The 17341-nt window shown below is 71.2% G+C and carries 13 protein-coding genes and 2 pseudogenes; 8 read left to right on the top strand and 7 right to left on the bottom strand.

What is annotated here, in order from left to right; translation table 11 throughout:
* The 6 genes and pseudogenes from ACZ60B_RS40850 to ACZ60B_RS40825 all read right to left on the bottom strand — a co-directional run.
* Positions 1-95 (bottom strand): annotated as a pseudogene (locus ACZ60B_RS40850) (electron transfer flavoprotein subunit beta); the annotation flags it as partial.
* A 538-nt stretch (positions 96-633) separates the two neighbouring features.
* On the bottom strand, positions 634-1608 hold the full coding sequence (locus tag ACZ60B_RS40845) for an esterase/lipase family protein (RefSeq protein WP_469396654.1): 975 nt from the start codon (positions 1606-1608) through the stop codon (positions 634-636).
* Between the two features lie 350 nt (positions 1609-1958).
* Positions 1959-3203 (bottom strand): PucR family transcriptional regulator, encoded by a 1245-nt coding sequence (locus ACZ60B_RS40840; protein ID WP_469396652.1) that lies wholly within the window; start codon positions 3201-3203, stop codon positions 1959-1961.
* 44 nt (positions 3204-3247) lie between these two features.
* A complete protein-coding gene (locus tag ACZ60B_RS40835; RefSeq protein WP_469396649.1) occupies positions 3248-4411 on the bottom strand; it encodes a PucR family transcriptional regulator in 1164 nt (387 codons plus the stop codon).
* A gap of 216 nt (positions 4412-4627) precedes the next feature.
* Positions 4628-5608, bottom strand: a complete 981-nt coding sequence (locus ACZ60B_RS40830; protein ID WP_469396647.1) for an esterase/lipase family protein — start codon at positions 5606-5608, stop codon at positions 4628-4630.
* A gap of 155 nt (positions 5609-5763) precedes the next feature.
* Positions 5764-6822 (bottom strand): porin PorA family protein, encoded by a 1059-nt coding sequence (locus ACZ60B_RS40825; protein ID WP_469396645.1) that lies wholly within the window; start codon positions 6820-6822, stop codon positions 5764-5766.
* Between the two features lie 404 nt (positions 6823-7226).
* Between ACZ60B_RS40825 and ACZ60B_RS40820 the strand changes: the two are divergent.
* From ACZ60B_RS40820 to ACZ60B_RS40785, 8 genes and pseudogenes are all read left to right on the top strand, one after another.
* Positions 7227-8666: pseudogene (locus ACZ60B_RS40820) on the top strand (aldehyde dehydrogenase); the annotation flags it as partial.
* 42 nt (positions 8667-8708) lie between these two features.
* Positions 8709-9788, top strand: coding sequence for a Zn-dependent alcohol dehydrogenase (locus ACZ60B_RS40815; protein WP_469396658.1), 1080 nt, complete (start codon positions 8709-8711; stop codon positions 9786-9788).
* 337 nt (positions 9789-10125) lie between these two features.
* Complete coding sequence (locus ACZ60B_RS40810) at positions 10126-10410, top strand: hypothetical protein (protein WP_469396642.1); 285 nt, start codon at positions 10126-10128, stop codon at positions 10408-10410.
* Positions 10407-12095, top strand: a complete 1689-nt coding sequence (locus tag ACZ60B_RS40805) for a sodium/solute symporter (RefSeq protein ID WP_469396640.1) — start codon at positions 10407-10409, stop codon at positions 12093-12095. The genes ACZ60B_RS40810 and ACZ60B_RS40805 overlap by 4 nt, the downstream gene beginning before the upstream one ends.
* A 294-nt stretch (positions 12096-12389) precedes the next feature.
* A complete protein-coding gene (locus tag ACZ60B_RS40800; protein ID WP_469396638.1) occupies positions 12390-13841 on the top strand; it encodes an aldehyde dehydrogenase in 1452 nt (483 codons plus the stop codon).
* 151 nt (positions 13842-13992) lie between these two features.
* Positions 13993-15072, top strand: coding sequence for a Zn-dependent alcohol dehydrogenase (locus tag ACZ60B_RS40795; RefSeq protein ID WP_469396635.1), 1080 nt, complete (start codon positions 13993-13995; stop codon positions 15070-15072).
* Positions 15073-15146: 74 nt separating this feature from the next.
* Positions 15147-15788 carry a TetR/AcrR family transcriptional regulator gene (locus ACZ60B_RS40790; RefSeq protein ID WP_469396633.1) on the top strand — a complete coding sequence of 214 codons (642 nt, stop codon included), beginning with the start codon at positions 15147-15149 and terminating at the stop codon, positions 15786-15788.
* Positions 15789-15830: 42 nt separating this feature from the next.
* Positions 15831-16723, top strand: a protein-coding gene (locus ACZ60B_RS40785; protein ID WP_469396656.1) for an IS5 family transposase whose coding sequence is annotated in 2 segments (ribosomal slippage) — positions 15831-16169 and positions 16172-16723 — 891 coding nt in all. Because the reading frame shifts where the segments join, the coding sequence is not laid out codon by codon here.
* Here the strand turns inward: ACZ60B_RS40785 and ACZ60B_RS40780 are convergent.
* A complete protein-coding gene (locus ACZ60B_RS40780) occupies positions 16720-17178 on the bottom strand; it encodes a PPOX class F420-dependent oxidoreductase (RefSeq protein ID WP_469396631.1) in 459 nt (152 codons plus the stop codon). The two genes, ACZ60B_RS40785 and ACZ60B_RS40780, sit on opposite strands and share 4 nt — an antisense overlap.
* Positions 17179-17341: the final 163 nt, after the last annotated feature.

Below are 17341 nucleotides of genomic sequence, written 5' to 3'. Positions count from 1 at the left end.
ACGTCGTCCCGGTCCACGGTCAGGTCATCGGCGAAGTGCCGGTCGCCAGTGGCGTCGGGCACGTACTTCACAGTGACAACGATCCTCAAGCTCACAGAACGCCCCTCGGCAGTGGTTCGGCACGCGTGCAGTCGGCACATCTCCGTACCGGCAAGGCATCGGTGGATTTCGCCCTTGCGGTACTCAGTACCTCATTGTGCACACCGAGTGCCGTTGAGTGGTCGTGCGATCTGTCACATGAACGTTCGATCAGTGCGCCGTGGTGCAACGGTCGGGAGGCGACCCATCGCTGACGCCGCCCCTTCGAGCGGGGCTGTCATACGCCCGTGCGGCCCTCCACCATGCGCCGCAGCGACGGGAGGAGGGCGCCCATGTCCTGTCCTGTCCGGTCCTGAAAGCGACGACGGTGGTACCGGGGCCTGCCTCCGGTATGGAGCCAGGGCCCGGAAAGTCGAACAGTTGGGTCCCCGCCTGTTCACCGTCGCGGCCGTCGGCCCCGCACAGGACGCGCCGGCCGGAAGAGTCGGCGACACCGACCCTGTGGACACGCGCCCCACCTCGCTTCGTACGCGAGACGACGGCCGACAAGCCGGCTCGGGGCGCCGCGTGCCCGGCGGCGCCCCCTCATCTACCTCAGCCGGCGCCGGCGTAGTCCGGCAGGGCGGGTTCGGCGGAGACGGGCGGCGCCGTCAGGTACTCCAGGCCGAAGTGGGCGACAGTGCCCAGCAGAGCGACGGACGCGATCATGTCGGCGTCGTCGTACGCGACCTTCAGGCAGTCGATCCGACTGACGCGGCGTGGGTCGGCTGGGCCGGGATGGTCGAGGGCGTCGGTCACCAGGGCGAACCCGACCGCGTCCCAGAGCAGTCCGGCGTGACCGGTGACCCTCAGCGGGCAGACGTCCTGGAGCCAGCGGGTGGTGACCCCGGGCATCCGCGCGGTGGACGGCTGGGGAACCGACAGCTCGTCCTGGAGCGTGGCGATGGATGTGTACGACGGGCCGGCGGGCAGTGGTGCCCGACGCAGTGCGGCGATGGCCGCCGAACCCTGTCGCATCTGCCAGGCTATGCCGGAACAAGAGCCCAGGGCGCAGCGGAGGTTGGCCTGCAGACTGCCGTCGAGCGGAGCACCCAGGCCGATCACGTCGTCCAGGTCGGCGGCGATGTCCGGCCAGAAACGGGCGGCCCACAGAGGGTAGAGCGCGCCCTGGCTGTGGCCGACGGTGGAGATCGGGCGGCCGCTGGTGGCACGCATGACGCGGATGGCACGGACCACGTACTGGGCGGACTGCTGGAGGGGAACGCCCGCCCGCTCGGGCAGGGTCACCGTGCACACCGGGTGTCCTTGGGCGGTCAGCGCGCGCTGGTATCCCCAGCTCCAGGATTCCTGCGGGGTGGAACTGGTGCCGTGGACCAACAGCACCGGGGTGTCGGCCGGGTGTGCCAGGTCGGCGGAGCAGGACAGCGCCGCGTCCAGGGTGGCGACCGGTGTGGTGAGCGCGGGCCCGGGCGGGACGGCGGTCTCGGCTCGGACGGCGGGAGCGGCGGTCAGAGTGGCGGTCAGCACCACGCCGAGCGAGCAGAGCACGGCGGATGCGCGGGCCGGCATGTCTCCCGCCGCCTTCCTCATCGCTCTCCTGGCGGTTGTGAACACAGTGGAACTCATGGGGCGACTCCGCGGGGAGGGCGACGCGTCCGGTGCGCCGCCGCTGCCTGTCATGGCAGCACGGCGTCAACTTGCTGTTAACAGGCATGAGTTGGAGCGGGAGGGACGGCACAATGCGGACCTGGAGCCGCTGTGGCGCCACACACGTTCAGATCGGTCAGCCCGTCGACCGCTCAAGGTTTCCCGGGAGGGCCGGCACATTCCGAGGCGGTGGCAGCGGGCAGGTGCCCTGTCGTGTCCGACGACGGAACTGACCGATTGCGTGCCACGGCCGACGGGGGACCGGATAGTGGTCAGTCCGTGACCGGGAGTGCCGACGGATCTCCCAACGCCTGTACGGAAAGGGCGAGTTCGACCATCTCACCGGGAACGCCGAGTCTGCGGCCCGTCAGTTGCTCGAGGCGCCGCAGCCGGTTGAGGACGGTGTTGCGGTGACAGCCCAGGCGTTCCGCGGCCGGTCGTGTGGCGCCGTCGTTGTCCAGCCAGGCGATGAGGGTGTGGAGGAGCTGGTCTCGCTCCTCGACGGGCAGGGCCAGGACCGGGGCGAGGATCCTGCCGCCGAGGACCCCGGCCAGCTCCGCGTCGGCGGCGACCATGGCCGCGATCGGCGCGTCGTCCCAGAGCACCACCGGACGGCCGGGCGCGGCGGCGGCACGGGCGGCCCGCGCCAGCCGGGCAGCCTTCGGCAGCTCGGCCAGGCCGCCGACGACCGGGCCGATACCCGCGTACGGGGCGGCCCGGCCGTCGCTCGTCGCGGCCCCGGCACCAATGTCGGAGTCCGCGGCCAGGGCCTGTCGGACGGCATCTGCCAACACGTCCAGCGGCTGGTCGCGCAGCCACGCCACCAGCGCCTCACCGTCCGGCAGCGCGGTGGCGTGCACCCGGCCGGTGAACTCCGGCAGCTCGCCCAGGCGGCGTCCGGTGACGGCGACGGCGTAGCGGCCCTGGCCCGGCACTCCCAGCAGGGCCGCGGCGCCGCCGCGCACCAGGCCGTCCGCCGGACGCTCCAGCATGGTGGCGAGAAGGGCCCGGCCGCGGGCGGCCGGATCGACGGCGGCGGGACCGAGGATCTGCCGGTAGGTGTCCAGCACCACGGCGGCGTTCCGCTCCCGTGCCTCGCGCATCCGCTCGGTGACGTGCAGCAGCAGATGGGCTTCGGTGGGCTGCAGTTCGGCGGCGGTGTCGATCAGCCGCTCCCACAGCAGGGTCCCGACGGTGGCCAGTGCCTGGAGCATGGCGTCCAACGGGACACCCTGTCGGGCACGCTGCGCGGCGATCCGGTGGACGGGCCCGGCGGCATGGCCGGCGTCCGACCCGTCGGCGAGCCGGTCCAGGGAGGCGGCGACGGCGGCGCCGAGGGTGGCCTGCAGGTCACCCGGTCCGGAGAGGTAGCCGGGCACACCTCCCTCCAGTGCGTGCAGCCTGCCGGCCAGTTCGGCGGTGAGCGCCTCGTGGGCGGGCGCCAGATGGCGGGCGGCTTCGGCGAGCAGCGCATCAGCGCGTTCGGGATCGCCGGGGATGACCGGTGCTCCGGGCACCGGTGCGGTCTTCGGCGCCCGTCTGTCTGCCGGGGAGTTGTCGCTCACCGCTGCCCCGACAGCCGGCAGGCGTTCAGCGCGAGGGTCAGTTCGATGAGGTCGCGGGGCCGGAAGACGGAGCGGCCGGTGAGCTGTTCCAGGCGGTTGAGCCGCTTCAGGACGGTGTTGCGGTGGCAGTAGAGCATGGTGGCGGCGCGCTCCATGGAGCCGTCCGCGGTGAGCCAGGCGTCCAGCGTACTGAGCAGGGTCGTCCGGTCCGCGGGCGCCGCCCGCAGCACCCCGCCCAGTGTCCCGTCGGCGAGCTCCCGGGCCAGGTCCGGCCGGCCGGCGGCGACAGCCGCGGCGAACCGGCAGTCCAGCAGGGCCACTTCGCTGTCCCGCAGGCAGGTGCGCAGCGCGCGTTCGGCCAACCGTCGTGCCTTGGGGAGGCCGGCCACGCCCTCGACGGGTGGGCTCACCCCGGCGCGGGTGCCGGGTGGGGCTGTCAGCGTCGCGGCGAACGCGGCGGCACTCATCGCCCCGGTCCCGGCGATCAGCAGCCCGTCCCAGGGACGCGGCAGCCGGATCACGGGCACGGTGGCGGTGCAGCGGACGGCGTGGCGGCCGCGTGCCGCCACCACGGTCAGGCCGCCGTGCCGGGACAGACCGAGGGCGTCGGCCGCGGCGTACGCGTTGCCCGCGGGGAGCTTGCCGTCCAGGTAGCGGCCGAGGGCTTCCCCGGCCCGACTCCCGTCGGCGCCTCCGGGGCTTCGGCTCCTGAGGGCTTGACGGTAGGCGTCGGCGATCATGCGACTGTCGCGGTCGAAGAGGTCCCAGACGCTGGTCGCGGCGCGGGCCATCAGTGTGGCCCGCGCCGCGTCGTGGGCCTCGGCGGCGGCGACCAGGGACTGCCAGAACAGCTCGGTGCCGGTCTTGTAATTACGCAGCACGCAGTCCAGCGGTACGCCCTGCCGGGCGCGGTGGGTGCCGAGTCGGTAGAGCAGCTCGGCGGAGTCGCTGCCTGCGGCCTCGGGGTCGGCGAGGCCGGTCAGGGCGGCTGCGAGGATGTCGCGGATCACCTGGTCGATGTCCGTGGGCGCGTGGGCGGGGTCGCCGTACAGCGATTCGCTCTCCCGGATGACACGGGCCATCCGGATGGCCAGAGGGCCCAGATGCTCTTGGACTCGCAGCGCCGCAGCGCGCAGCAGTTCGTCGGATGCCCTTTCCACGTGGACACTCCTTAGTGCGGTGCGGTGCGGCTGTTCCTGTGAGGACCCGGTGTCGCTCTCCGATGAACACAGATCGAACGCTCGATCAAATCGGATGTCTTTGTTGTACCCGAAACAGCCGCCCGCCGGGAAGACTCGTGCCAAGGTTCGGACAACACACCGGAAGGGTCGGCCGCCTGCCCGGGCGGCCGACCTCGAAAGCGCGGGCAGTGCCGGCTACCCCGTGAAGGCCACCGGGAGGCACGGCACGGACACCGGGTGCGCCGGGTCCAGAGCATTCAGGACCAGTGCCAGCGAACGGCGGCCGAACAGCAGCTGGACGTGTCCGGACAGGTCGGCCGGGCAGCCGTCCTGGAGCGTGACGTTGGTGACATCGGGGCCGGACAGGAACGCGCTGGTGTACGGGGTCACCAGCTCGTCGTATCGGCTGGCGATGGCGACGTACCGGACACCGGGCTGCGTGTCACCGCCCGCGTTGAGGTTCGCCAGCCAGTCCGAGCCGGTCAGGAACTGGGTGCACGCCTGGCAGGCGATGCCGACCAGTCTGTTGCTGTACCCGATCGTCCCGAGGTACTGCTCAAGGCTGACCACCCCGCTCACCGAGGTGCCGTGGTCGGGCCCGGCCAGGCCCACCATCGTGCCCGTCTTGGCTGCCCCGCCGAGGTACTTGAGGTAGTAGCGGGGCATGGTGGCGCCCTGGGAGTGGCCCACCAGATCCACCTTGGCGGCGCCGGTGGAGGAGCGCACCCTGTCGACGAAGGACGACAGCACGGCGGCACCGTCCTCCATGGGGGCCAGGCCCTTCACGGGATCGCCGGCCGGGGCGCCGTAGTTGAAGGCGTAGACGCAGTAGCCCGCGTTCCGCAGGAGCGGGGCGAGGGAGTCCCAGGTGTACCGCATGTTCTCGAAAGTGCCGTGGACCAGCACCACGGGGCGGGGATGGGCGTCGGAGGGCGTGCAGGACCAGTCGTTGGCTCCGGGCGGCGCGTTCTCCGGGGCGGCCAGACCGGGGGCCAGACCGGTCACCTCGGAGTACGGCACGGGCAGCGGGAGCGCCGACGCGGGGGTGGCCATGGCCATCCCGGTGAACGCTGCCAGCGCGGTGGCCACTGCGGAGAGCGCCGTGAGGCGGCGCGGCCGTGGTCTGCGGGACGGAAGGGCCGCACGGGATGTGCGGGCCATGCGGGATGTGCGCATCGCGACTCCTATGGGGAAGGTCCCCCGGTGGGGTGGGGTCGTGCGAGGTGATGTGCGGTGCGGTCCGTCCCTCGTGACAGGGACGGGTGGCCGGGTCCTGCCGCATCTGGCAGCGGCGCGGTGCGGCAGGACCCGGGGATCTGGGGTGGGGGCAGTCAGGAGCGGGTCGTCTCGGCGGGCTCGTCCGGGGTGTCGGCCTCTCCGACACCGGCGGCCTCCGCACCGGCGTCCTGCCGCTTGCGGCCCAGCAGCGCCGCCCAGAGCGCCAGCCCGAGTGCGAGCACCGTCGCCCCGGCCGGGGCGACGGTGCCGATCAGCAGCCGCCCCCGGGCAGCGGTCTCCGCCCTGTCCACGGCCTCGGCGATGGACCTCTTGGTCAGTTCCATCCGGAGGTCGGTCACCGGCAGTACGTCCACCGGCCCAGCGGCGCCCGCGGCCTGTCCGACCACCCTCTGGTGGACCTTCTGCCCGAGGACCACTCCGGTCCCGGTGTCCACCCACGCCGTCGCGGTGCTGGTCGCCCTGTAGGTCAGCGGCACTGCGGTGCCCGCCGACCTGAGCGTCCCGGCGAGCTGCCCCTGGGCGTCCACCGGGAGAGTCCTGGCAAGCCCGCCGACCAGCGCGGTGGGCAGCGCCGGGGGCAGGGCGCCGGCGGTCGCGGCATTGGGCGCGGCCGAGGACTCGATCAGGAACTTGTAGGCGGTGCGCCCGGCGAAGGACTCCGTGCCCTGATAGCGGGCCTCGACGGAGGTGCCGGTGAGGGTGTCCCAGAACCGGTAGTTCCTGGCCTCGGGGTGCAGCGGGAAGCCGGCCACCAGGCCTTGGTGGTCCTCGGCCTTCCAGCCGTCCGGGCCCTGGGCGTCACCGAGATTCTTGCGGTCCACGGCCCAGATGTGGGTGCCGTCGGTCAGCTTGGTGCCGCCGGCGGCCGTGACCACGGTGTGGTCCTGCATCCGCGCTGTGCCCCCCTCGACGGCGGTCACCTCGACGGTGCGGGTGGCGGTGATCGGCACATCGCGGTCGACGGCGTGGGCGATGTCCCTGGTGGACAGCGCCTTCTTGTCCAGGACGGCCGCGGTGCCGGTGTAGTGGACGGCCGACTTCAGGTCCGAGGGGACCTGGTCGACGGCGGGGAGCACCGCGAATCGGCCGACTCCGGCGGCGACGGCCAGCACGACCGCTCCGGCGGCACAGGCGACAACGGACTTCTTCATGGCACTCCTACGGGAAGGAACACGTGGCACGGGGCGACCCTCCGCACCACGACGCGCGAACGAGAACAGGAACGGAACGTGGGGGGCGTGGGGGAGGCAGGAGATGCGGCGGCGCAGTGACGCCGGAGGCTCCGCCGGAGCTCGTGGCCCGGGGTGACGCGAAGCACAGCAGCACCTCGCACCGGCCGTCCAGACCTGTCCCCGCTCGGTGGGTGGCGGCACAACGGGGGGCTCCACCGCTGTGGGCGCACACGGGATTGCCCCGCCGAGGATGGGCTTCCCCGGCTCCGCGGGTCAGGCTGCCGGTGCGGGCGGCACGCCCGCGAGAACCATTGCCGCGTCGCCGGACGAACGTCACGCGGAGCGCGGCCGCACACGCGTCGCACTCCCGGGAAGAGGACCTGATGGCCACTGCAGTCGAATACGACCGCCTCTACATCGGAGGCCGCTGGGTCGAGCCCCATGGCACCGACACCATCACCGTCGTGTCGCCGCACACCGAGCAGGTGATCGGCCGCGTGCCGCACGCCTCCACCGAGGACGTGGACGCCGCGGTGGCCGCCGCCCGGGAGGCGTTCGACCACGGCCCCTGGCCCCGGACACCGGTGGCCGAGCGGCTGGAGGTCATCACCCGGATCAAGGACGGCCTCACGGCCCGTGCCCCGAAGCTCGCCGCGCTGATCTCGTCGCAGAACGGCTCCCCGATCACCTGGGCCGTGCCCGGTCAGGTGATGAGCGCGGTGGCCACCTACGCCACCACCGTCGGTGTCGCGCGCGAGCTGGACTTCGAGGAGCTCCGGCACGGCATGGGCGGGCCGGTCCTGGTCCGTCAGGAGCCGGTGGGCGTGGTGGCGGCCGTGGTGCCGTGGAACGTCCCGCAGTTCGTCACCGCCACCAAGCTGGCCCCGGCGCTGGCGGCCGGTTGCACCGTCGTGCTCAAGGCCTCGCCGGAGACGCCGCTGGACGCGTACGTCCTGGCCGAGGTCGCCGAGCAGGCCGGACTCCCGGCGGGTGTGCTCAACGTTCTGGCCGCCGACCGTGACGTCTCCTCGTACCTGGTCGGCCATCCGGGCGTCGACAAGGTGGCCTTCACCGGCTCGGTCGGCGCCGGCAAGAAGGTGATGGAGTCGGCCGCGGCCCACCTCCACCGGATCACCCTGGAGCTGGGCGGCAAGTCCGCCGCGATCGTCCTGGAGGACGCCGACCTCACCCAGGTCGTACCGTCGATCATGGCCGGTTCGTACATGAACAACGGCCAGGCCTGCATCGCGCTGACCCGGATCCTGGTCCCGGCCTCCCGCTACGACGAGATCGCCGCCGCCCTGACCAAGGCGGTCGCCTCGCTCCGGGTGGGAGATCCCCTCGACCCGGCCACCCAGGTCGGCCCTCTGGTCGCCCGGCGCCAGCAACAGCGCAGCCTGGACTACATCAGGATCGCCCGCGAGGAAGGCGCGACCCTGCTCACGGGCGGTGGCGTCCCCGCTTCGCAGGACCGCGGCTGGTACGTCGAGCCCACCCTCCTCGGCGATGTCGACAACTCCATGCGGATCGCCCGTGAGGAGGTCTTCGGCCCGGTCGTCTGCCTGATCAAGTACGAGAGCGAGGAGGAGGCCGTACGGATCGCCAACGATTCCGACTTCGGTCTCTCCGGAGCCGTCTGGGCCGGTGACCTCGAGCACGGCCTCGCGATCGCCCGGCGGATCCGCACCGGGACCATCAACGTCAACACCCTCCGCGTCGACTTCCTCGGCCCGTTCGGCGGCTTCAAGAACTCCGGCATCGGCCGCGAGTTCGGCCTGGAGGGCCTGATGGCCTACCTGGAGCCCAAAACCGTCTATCTCCCCCAGACCGCCAAGCTCCCCGCGACGACCCCACGAAGGAAGACCGTGCGCGCAGCCATCCTGCAGCAGACCGGCGACGGCACCCTCGACATCCGCGACGACGTCACCACACAGGCGGTGACGTCGGGCAAGGTCCGGATCCGGATGCGCACCGCGAGCCTGTGCCACTCCGATGTCTCCGGGATGAACGGCACGCTGGGCCTGCCCACGCCCTTCGTCCCCGGCCACGAGGGCGCGGGCGAGATCCTGGAGGCCGGCGAGGGCGTCACCCACGTCAAGCCCGGCGACCGCGTCGTGGTCTGCTGGATGCCCCCGTGCGGAAGGTGCCCGTCCTGCGCGCGCGGCGAGGGCAACCTCTGCCCCAGCGGCATGGCCAACCTCACCACCCCCAACTTCGGCGCCGCCGGGAGACCGGTCTTCGGGTTCATGGGCACCGGCACCTTCGCCGAGGAGATCGTCGTCCCCGCCAACGTCGCCGTCGCCATTCCCGACGACGTGCCGTACGAGGTGGCCGCGCTGATCGGCTGCGGTGTCACCACCGGCGTCGGCGCGGTGCTCAACACCGCGAAGGTGGAACCGGGTTCGAAGGTCGCCGTGATCGGCTGCGGAGGTGTCGGGATCAGCGCGGTCCAGGGCGCGAAGGTCGCCGGCGCCTCGGTGATCGTCGCCGTCGATCCGGTGGAGGGACGCCGGCAGTGGGCGCTGGACCTGGGCGCCACGCACACCGTCGCCCCCGAGGGCCTTTCCGCGCTCAGCGCCGAACTCACCGGCGGCGAAGGATTCGACCACGTCTTCGAGGTGGTCGGCAAACCGACGACGCTGCGCTCGGCCTACGACCACACCCGGCGCGGCGGCACGGTCTGCCTGGTGGGCGTGGGCGCCAAGACCGACTTCCCCCAGATCAACATGAGCGAACTCGTCATGCACGAGAAGAAGATCGTGCCGTCCTTCTACGGCGGCGCGGACGTCCTCGAGAGCTTCGAGCGAATCATCGAGCTGTGGCGGTCCGGGGAGATCGACCTGGAGAAGATGATCACCCATCGGGTTCCGCTGGGCGACGCCGACGAGGCGGTCCGCCAAATGCACAGCGGCGAGGCCCTGCGCACCGTCCTCACCATGGACTGACGTAGCGCCACATTCACCCGACGCCCCGGCGCGGGAACTGTTCCGGTTCCCGCGCCGGGGCGCCCCCGTTCCCCGACAGGCCTGCACCTGAACAAACATGACGTGGCATCAGAACCGTACTCAGGACCCACGGCAGGTGAGCGCGCACAACGGCAGCACGCCCACCTGTGCCGACACAGCCTCCCTGATGGCGAACGTCGACACGGCGGTCGAATGCCGACAGGGTCGAGGTGGCATCGCCCGCAGGGCCCCCGAAGTACCCACGGCACGGCGGCGGGCGGGTGCCCCTTCTCGCGCACTCGGCGCACCCCCTGTCACGGAACAAAGGAACACTGTCGTGTGGCCACCGCCCTACGCCCCTGCCCACCTCCCGGCCCCCGACTCCGGGCCCGCCCGCATGACCCGGGCCCGTCGGACCGCCCTCGCGGCGGGAGGCTCCGTTCCCCTGCTGCTGACGGTCCTGGAGCTGGGCCCCGGCGCGACACTCGGCGCCGACCTCGGCGGCGGGTTCACCCTCGGAATGCTCCTGCTCGCCCTCCAGACGGTGCTCGCGGCGGCCGTGGCCTTCGTCTTCGACCGGTGGTGCGTCCGCTCCCACGACGGCGCGGAGGCGGAACTGTGATCACCGCCGTCCTCGCAACCGCCGCCCGTGACCAGCCGACAGCGCTGGGATTCTCCCTCAAGGCCCTGGTCGTCACCGCGTTCATCGTGGTGGTCGACATCGTGGTCCTGCTCAGCCTGGTGGCAGCCGGACGGCGTGACGACCCCGAGGAGTTCTACATCGCCGGCCGCCGCCTGGGCCGGATCGGCGGCGCGTTCGCGCTGGCCGGCGACTACGTCTCGGCAGCCACTCTCCTCAGCGCCACCGGCCTGGTCACCCTCTACGGCTACGACGGACTCACAGTGGCGGCCGGCACGGTCGTGGGCCTGGGCCTGCTCACCCTGCTCGCCGAACCACTGCGCCGGGCCGGACACTTCACCATCGGCGACATCCTCGCCTCCGGAGTGCCCGGCAGCGCCCCCCGCATCGCGGCAGGCGTGGCGACCCTCGCCGTCTCGCTGCCCTACCTGGTGCTCCAGCTCTCCGGAATCGGCAGTGCCACCGCCCAGTTGATCGGCCTGACCTCGGACGGGTCCCAGCAGGCGTGCACGGTCTTCCTCGGCCTGCTGATGATCCTCTTCACCGTCGTGGGCGGGATGCACAGCGCCAGCCGGCTTCAGGTGATCAAGGCGGCAGTGGTGTTCGTGGTGGTCGCCGGCACCGCGCTGGTGACCCTGAGCCGCTTCGACTGGGACCCCGGGACACTCGTCCACGCCGCCGCGAACCACAGCACCGACCCGGACCACTTCTATCAGCCGGGTATGTACCTGGGCCGGGACTTCGCCGGACGACTCGACCTGATCAGCCTCCAGCTCTCCGTCGCGCTGGGCGCGGCCAGCCTCCCTCACCTGACGATGCGGTTCGCCTCCGCGCCCGACGGTCCCACCGCACGCCGCAGCGCCACCCTCGCACTGGGCGGGGTCGCCGTCTTCGTCCTGGCCTCGATCGTCCTCGGGCTGGGCGGCACCGCGCTGCTCGGCTCGGCCCCGGTCGCCGAGGTCGACCCGAGCGGCAACAGCGCGCTGATGATGCTCACCAGCGGACTCGGCGCCACGCTCGACCCCGCCGTTGCGTCCCTGGTGTTCGTCGTGATGGCGCTGGCGGTCTTCCTCACCGTGCTGGCCGTGGTCTCCGCGATCACCCTGGCCTGCGGGGCCGCACTGGCGCACGACATCCGCGCCCAGCTGGCCCGGCGGCGCGGCCGCGAGGCGGGCGACGAGGTGACCGCGGCCCGCTGGGCCATGGTGACCGTCGGGACGCTGGGCATCCTCTGCGCGCTGGGGGCGCAGGGATCCAACGTCCAGTTCATCGCGGGGCTGGCACTCTGCGCGGCGGCCTCCTCCGTACTGCCCGCACAGATCTACAGCCTTTTCTGGACGCGGTACAACCGCACCGGGCTGCTGTTCACCCTCTACGGCGGGCTGACGGTGGCATTCCTGCTGCAACTCTTTTCCCCGACCGTATCCGGCACGCCCCAGGCCCTCTTCCCTCACCAGGACTTCGCGTTCGTGCCGCTGCACTTCCCGGGCCTGATCGCCATCCCGGCCGGATTCCTGCTGGGCCGGCTGGGCACCTGGGCGGGGCCGTCGAAGCCCATGCCGGAAGCCGACGTGCCGACACTCTCCGAGCCCCGGGGGTCCCGGGGACGGCACCGGACCGGCGTCGCGGCGACGGGCCGAGAACGGCGGCACCACGGAGCGGAATGAAATCCCAGCCACCGCGTACGTCCGCGTCGGGCACTCTCCTTCGGGTTCGGCCGAACGGAGTACGGGTGCGCCCGGTCCGGGCGTACGCGGCAGCACGCCCGGACCTGCTGACCGCTGTACAGGCCCCCTGGGACCTCCCGCCTTCGCGATGCCCCGAGGACCGCAACAAAAACAGTCAGGGCTGACTCTTAAACCTTCCCACTAAACAGTCAATGCTGTATGTTTAATTTCGGCCGACACGGACGTCGGCGCAGTCGACGCCCCCGCCACGGGGCGAAACAGCAAGGAGTAGCCATGTCCGCCGACATGCCGGAGTACCGCACGCTCTTCATCGGTGGCCGCTGGGTCGAGCCCTCGGGTGCGGACGTCATCGAGGTGGTCTCACCCCACGACGGCAATCTCGTCGGCCGGGTCCCGCACGCGACCCGCGAGGACGTGGACCGCGCGATCACCGCCGCCCGCGCCGCGTTCGACGACGGCCCATGGCCTCGGATGGCCATGGAGGAGCGCCTGACGATCCTCGACCGGCTGCAGAAGCTCATGGCGGCCCGCGCGCAGGAGTTCGCGGCCCTCATCTCCCGCCAGAACGGCTCCCCCATCGGCTGGAGCGTCACCAACCAGGTCCTCGGGGCCATCGGTCACTTCGCCGTCACCGCCCGGGCCGCCGCCGCCCTTCCCATGGAGGAGCAGCGCCAAGGGATGCGCTCCCCGCTGGTGGTACGCCGCGAACCCGTAGGCGTCGTCGCGGCCGTCGTCCCGTGGAACGTGCCCCAGTTCACCGCGGCCTCCAAGCTCGCCCCCGCGCTGGCCGCCGGCTGCACCGTGGTTCTCAAGCCGTCGCCGGAGACACCGCTGGACGCGTACCTCCTCGCCGAGGTCGCCGCCGAGGCCGGCCTGCCCGAGGGCGTGCTGTCGGTGTTGCCCGCCGACCGTGAGGTGAGCGAGTACCTCGTCGCCCACCCCGGCGTCGACAAGGTCGCGTTCACCGGCTCCGTCGCCGCCGGCAAGCGCGTGATGGAGGTGGCCGCCCGCAACCTCACCCGCGTCACCCTCGAACTCGGTGGCAAGTCGGCCCTGATCGTGCTTCCGGACGCCGACGCCGACACAGTCGTCAGTACGGTCCTGACCGGCTCGTTCCTCAACAACGGTCAGGCCTGCGTGGCCCTGACCCGCGTCCTTCTGCCGCGCGCGCGGTACGAAGAGCTGACCGTCCGCCTGACCGAGGCGGTGGCCGCCCTCAAGGTCGGCGACCCGCTCGACCCCACCACCGACGTCGGCCCGCTCGTCACCAAGCGCCAGCAGGCACGCAACCTCGACTACATCCGCATCGGCGTCGAAGAGGGAGCGACCCTGCTGACCGGCGGCGCGGTGCCGGAGGGCCTGGAGGCCGGCGCCTACGTCCAGCCCACTCTCCTCGGAGACGTCACCAACGACATGCGCGTCGCCCGCGAAGAGATCTTCGGCCCCGTCGTCTGCCTCATGCCGTACGACGACGAGGACGAGGCCGTACGCATCGCCGACGACTCCGACTACGGCCTCTCCGGCGCCGTGGTCACCGCCGACACCGAACACGGTCTGGAGATCGCCCGCCGCATACGCACCGGCACCTTCACCGTCAACGGATTCACCATCGACCTGACCGCTCCCTTCGGCGGCTTCAAGAGCTCCGGGATCGGCCGCGAGTTCGGTGCCGCGGGTCTGACGGCCTATCTGGAGCAGAAGGCGATCGCGCTGCCCGCGACCTGAGCGATCCACTCCGCCTTCCGGCCCGGCGTTCAGCCCGCGAGGCCGGAACCCGGGCCCCGGCCGGGCGATCCCTCCCCGGACCACCCGGCCAGGCCCACTCCCCCACCCTCATCACCCACCGGTGGCAGCGCTGCCACCCTGAGGAGTCACCATGCTCGCCGCCCTCATCACCGCACCCGGCCAGGAAAAACTGGAGCTCCGCGACGACGTCGAGGCCACCGGCTTCGGCCCCGGCAAGGTCCGCGTCGCCATCAAGGCCACCAGCCTGTGCCACTCCGACCTCTCCGGCATGTCCGGCAGGATCCCCGGCCCCGCCCCGCTCGTCCTCGGCCACGAGGGCGCCGGTCAGGTCCTGGAGGTCGGTGACGGCGTCACCCACGTCCGGCCCGGCGATCCGGTCATCGTCAACTGGCGCCCGGCCTGCGGCCGTTGCCCACACTGCCGCATCGGCGAGTCCAACCTGTGCGACAGCGGCTCCCAGGCCATGCGCACACCGGGATTCACTTCCCGGGGCACGGACCTGTACCGCTTCATGGGCGCCGGCACTTTCGCCGAGGAAGTCGTCCTCGACGCCGGATTCGCCGCCCCTCTGCCGCACGACGTCTCCTACGAGGCCGCGGCACTCATCGGCTGCGGTGTCACCACGGGGATCGGTGCAGCGATCAACTCCAGCGGCGTCAAGCCGGGGGAGAGCGTGGCCGTCATCGGATGCGGCGGTGTCGGGATCAGCGCCGTGATGGGCGCGAAGGCTGCGGGAGCCGCGCAGATCGTCGCCGTCGACCCGGTGGCCCGCCGCCGGGACTGGGCGCGCGACTTCGGCGCCACCACCGCCGTCGCTCCCGACGAACTCGCCGGCGGCGTGGCCGACCTCACCGGCGGCTTCGGCTTCGACCACGTCATCGAGGCCGTCGGCCGCCCCGGCACCGTCCGCTCCGCGTACGAGGCCGCCCGTCGCGGCGGGACCGTGTGCCTCGTCGGAGTCGGCGGTTTCGAGGACATGCTGCCGGTCAATCTCCTCGAACTCTTCGCCAGCTCCAAGCGCATCGTCCCTTCCGTGTACGGGGGCGACGACGTGGCCCGCACCTACGACCGCATCATCGGCCTGCTGCGCGCGGGCCGGATCGACCTCGAGGCCCTTGTCACCCACCGCCTGCCTCTGGCCCAGGTGAACGACGCCCTCGACCTGATGCGCAGCGGCGAAGCCCTGCGCGTCATGCTCACCAGCGACTGAGTCCCGCCCGCGCGGGTGGCTGCCTCCTGCGCCGCGCACAGCAGCCGCCCGCCGCCGACCCGTAGACTTTTCGCATGTCACAGCCCTGCCGCCCCACTCGTACCCGACGCGTTCAGCAACGTGCCCTGGACACCCGGGAGCTGCTGCTCGACACCACGGTCAACGTCCTGGTCGACCAGGGCTACGCGGGTTTCTCCACGAACGCCGTCGGAGAGGCCGCGGGTGTCACCCGGGGCCGGCTCGTCCACCACTTCCCGACCAAGCTCGCCCTCGTCGAGGCCACCCTCGACCACCTCGTCGAGCTCTACCGAGCACGCATCCCTCTGCACCTGCGGCTCATCACCGAGGGGCCGACCGAAGGCCGTCTGGTTCGAGCCCTCGACACCTTGTGGAGTCTGAAGCGGACTCGTGAGTACCAGGCTTGCCTGGAACTCATGGCAGGAGTCCGGGGCGACCAGGAAATACAGCGCGCCCTGCACGCCTTCGAACGCAACCTGGACACGGCACTGTCCGACGCGGTCCACCAACTGGCCGGCACCCGCGCCGAACAACCGGGCTTCGAGCCGAGCCTCACCACCACGATCCACGCCATGCGCGGTCTCCTGCTCACCGCCCGTGCGCTCGGCCTGAGCGACGGGGACTTGGAGGCCGAGTGGTCCGCCATGCGCGGCCGCCTCGTCCTGCTCTTCACCGAGTTCGATCCCGAGGGAATCTAGGGTCTGTTGCGAAAGTGGATCAAGGTCGTAGATGATCAGCCTGTGGGGCGTGGTGAGCTGACGAACGGCCAGTGGGCCCGCTTAGAACCCTTGCTGCCTGTTGGTAAGAAGCCGGGCCGTCCGTGGACCTGGACGCGTCGGCAACTGCTCGACGGCATAAGGTGGCGGACCGGGGCACCGTGGCGGGACATGCCCGAGCGATATGGACCATGGGACCGGGTCTACGACCTGTTCCGGCGCTGGCAGCGCAACGGCACCCAGAAGCGCATCCTGGAGCAACTGCAGGCCGAAGCCGACGCGAAGGACCTGATCACCTGGGATGTAAGCGTGGACTCCACCATCGCCCGAGCCCACCAGAACGCCGCCGGGGCGCGTAAAAAGGGGATCTGCAGAAGGAGCCTCCCGGCAGCGTCGATATAGAGCCCGACGACCACGGCCTCGGACGCTCACGGGACGGGCTGACCACCAAGTTGCACCTGGCGGTCGAGCAGGGACAGAAACCATTGTCCCTACTCGTCACCGCCGGCCAGTGCCACGACAGCCCCCAGTTCCAACCGGTCCTGGACGCCATCCGCGTGCCCCGAATCGGGCCGGGCCGACCACGCTCCCGGCCGGACAAGGTCCGTGCCGACCGGGCCTACGGCTCACGCGCGAACCGCGCCTGCCTGCGCAGGCGCGGCGTGCGGTGCGCCATCCCGGAGAAGGCTGACCAGATTCGCAATCGCCAGAGGCTCGGTTCCCACGGTGGCCGCCCGCCGAAGTTCGACAAGGCCGACTACAAGCAGCGGCACGCCGTCGAATGGGGGATCAACCGACTGAAACGCCATCACGCCGTCGCCACGAGGTACGACAAACTCGCCGTCCGCTATCACGCGACCGTGCTGGTCGCAGCCACCAACGAGTGGCTGCGACCAGCACGGACCCGATTCTCCTAGCCGTTGATGTCGAGTGCTGTTCCGTACAGCCGGTCCACCTTCAACCGGATGACCACTCGGCGCTCGGCAACCAGCTGCTCCAGAAACGCGTCCTCATTCTCCGGCTTCGCAGCCTGCGGGATCATTCCGAGCAGTTCCCGACCAACCGCATCGCCAGGAACCCTCGTGATCTCCGAGACCTCGGCCTCGCCTTCGGCAACGGCGAACGACCACACGTCGCCGCCCTGCACATGCAGTGAGGCACGCGGATCGCGTCGCAGGTGCCCGACCTTGATGCGGTCGACCGTCGTGGAGAACCGCACGATACGGGCCTCGGAGTCCCAGCTGTACAGCATGGTGGTCAGGTGCGGATGGCCACTGCGCTTGACAGTGGCGAGCGTGCCGAACTGCTGCTTGCCAAGCAGATCGGAGAGGGCTTCGTCGGACAGTGGGCGAGGCGCTGGTCCTTGAGTCATGACGTGATCAACATCCCTAGCCGCCCAACAATTTCGTGGACACCGTGAGTCCCATCCCCACTTTCACGACACGCCCTAGTGTTCCGAGTCGGGAATTCCATTCAGATGTGTAGGCTTGCCCTATGGCACGGATGGGGCGGCCGAAGGCCGAGTTGACGCTGTC

This window comes from Streptomyces sp. NPDC104096, assembly GCF_055584385.1.
This window is presented reverse-complemented; position numbering and strand designations above follow the sequence as displayed.

Excerpts from the sequence above, each read along its gene's own strand:
- ACZ60B_RS40845 (WP_469396654.1), bottom strand. The coding sequence starts at position 1,608 with ATGCCGGCCCGCGCATCCGCCGTGCTCTGCTCGCTCGGCGTGGTGCTG.
- ACZ60B_RS40830 (WP_469396647.1), bottom strand. The coding sequence starts at position 5,608 with ATGCGCACATCCCGCATGGCCCGCACATCCCGTGCGGCCCTTCCGTCC.
- ACZ60B_RS40825 (WP_469396645.1), bottom strand. The coding sequence starts at position 6,822 with ATGAAGAAGTCCGTTGTCGCCTGTGCCGCCGGAGCGGTCGTGCTGGCC.
- ACZ60B_RS40800 (WP_469396638.1), top strand. The coding sequence starts at position 12,390 with ATGTCCGCCGACATGCCGGAGTACCGCACGCTCTTCATCGGTGGCCGC.
- ACZ60B_RS40795 (WP_469396635.1), top strand. The coding sequence starts at position 13,993 with ATGCTCGCCGCCCTCATCACCGCACCCGGCCAGGAAAAACTGGAGCTC.
- ACZ60B_RS40790 (WP_469396633.1), top strand. The coding sequence starts at position 15,147 with ATGTCACAGCCCTGCCGCCCCACTCGTACCCGACGCGTTCAGCAACGT.
- ACZ60B_RS40780 (WP_469396631.1), bottom strand. The coding sequence starts at position 17,178 with ATGACTCAAGGACCAGCGCCTCGCCCACTGTCCGACGAAGCCCTCTCC.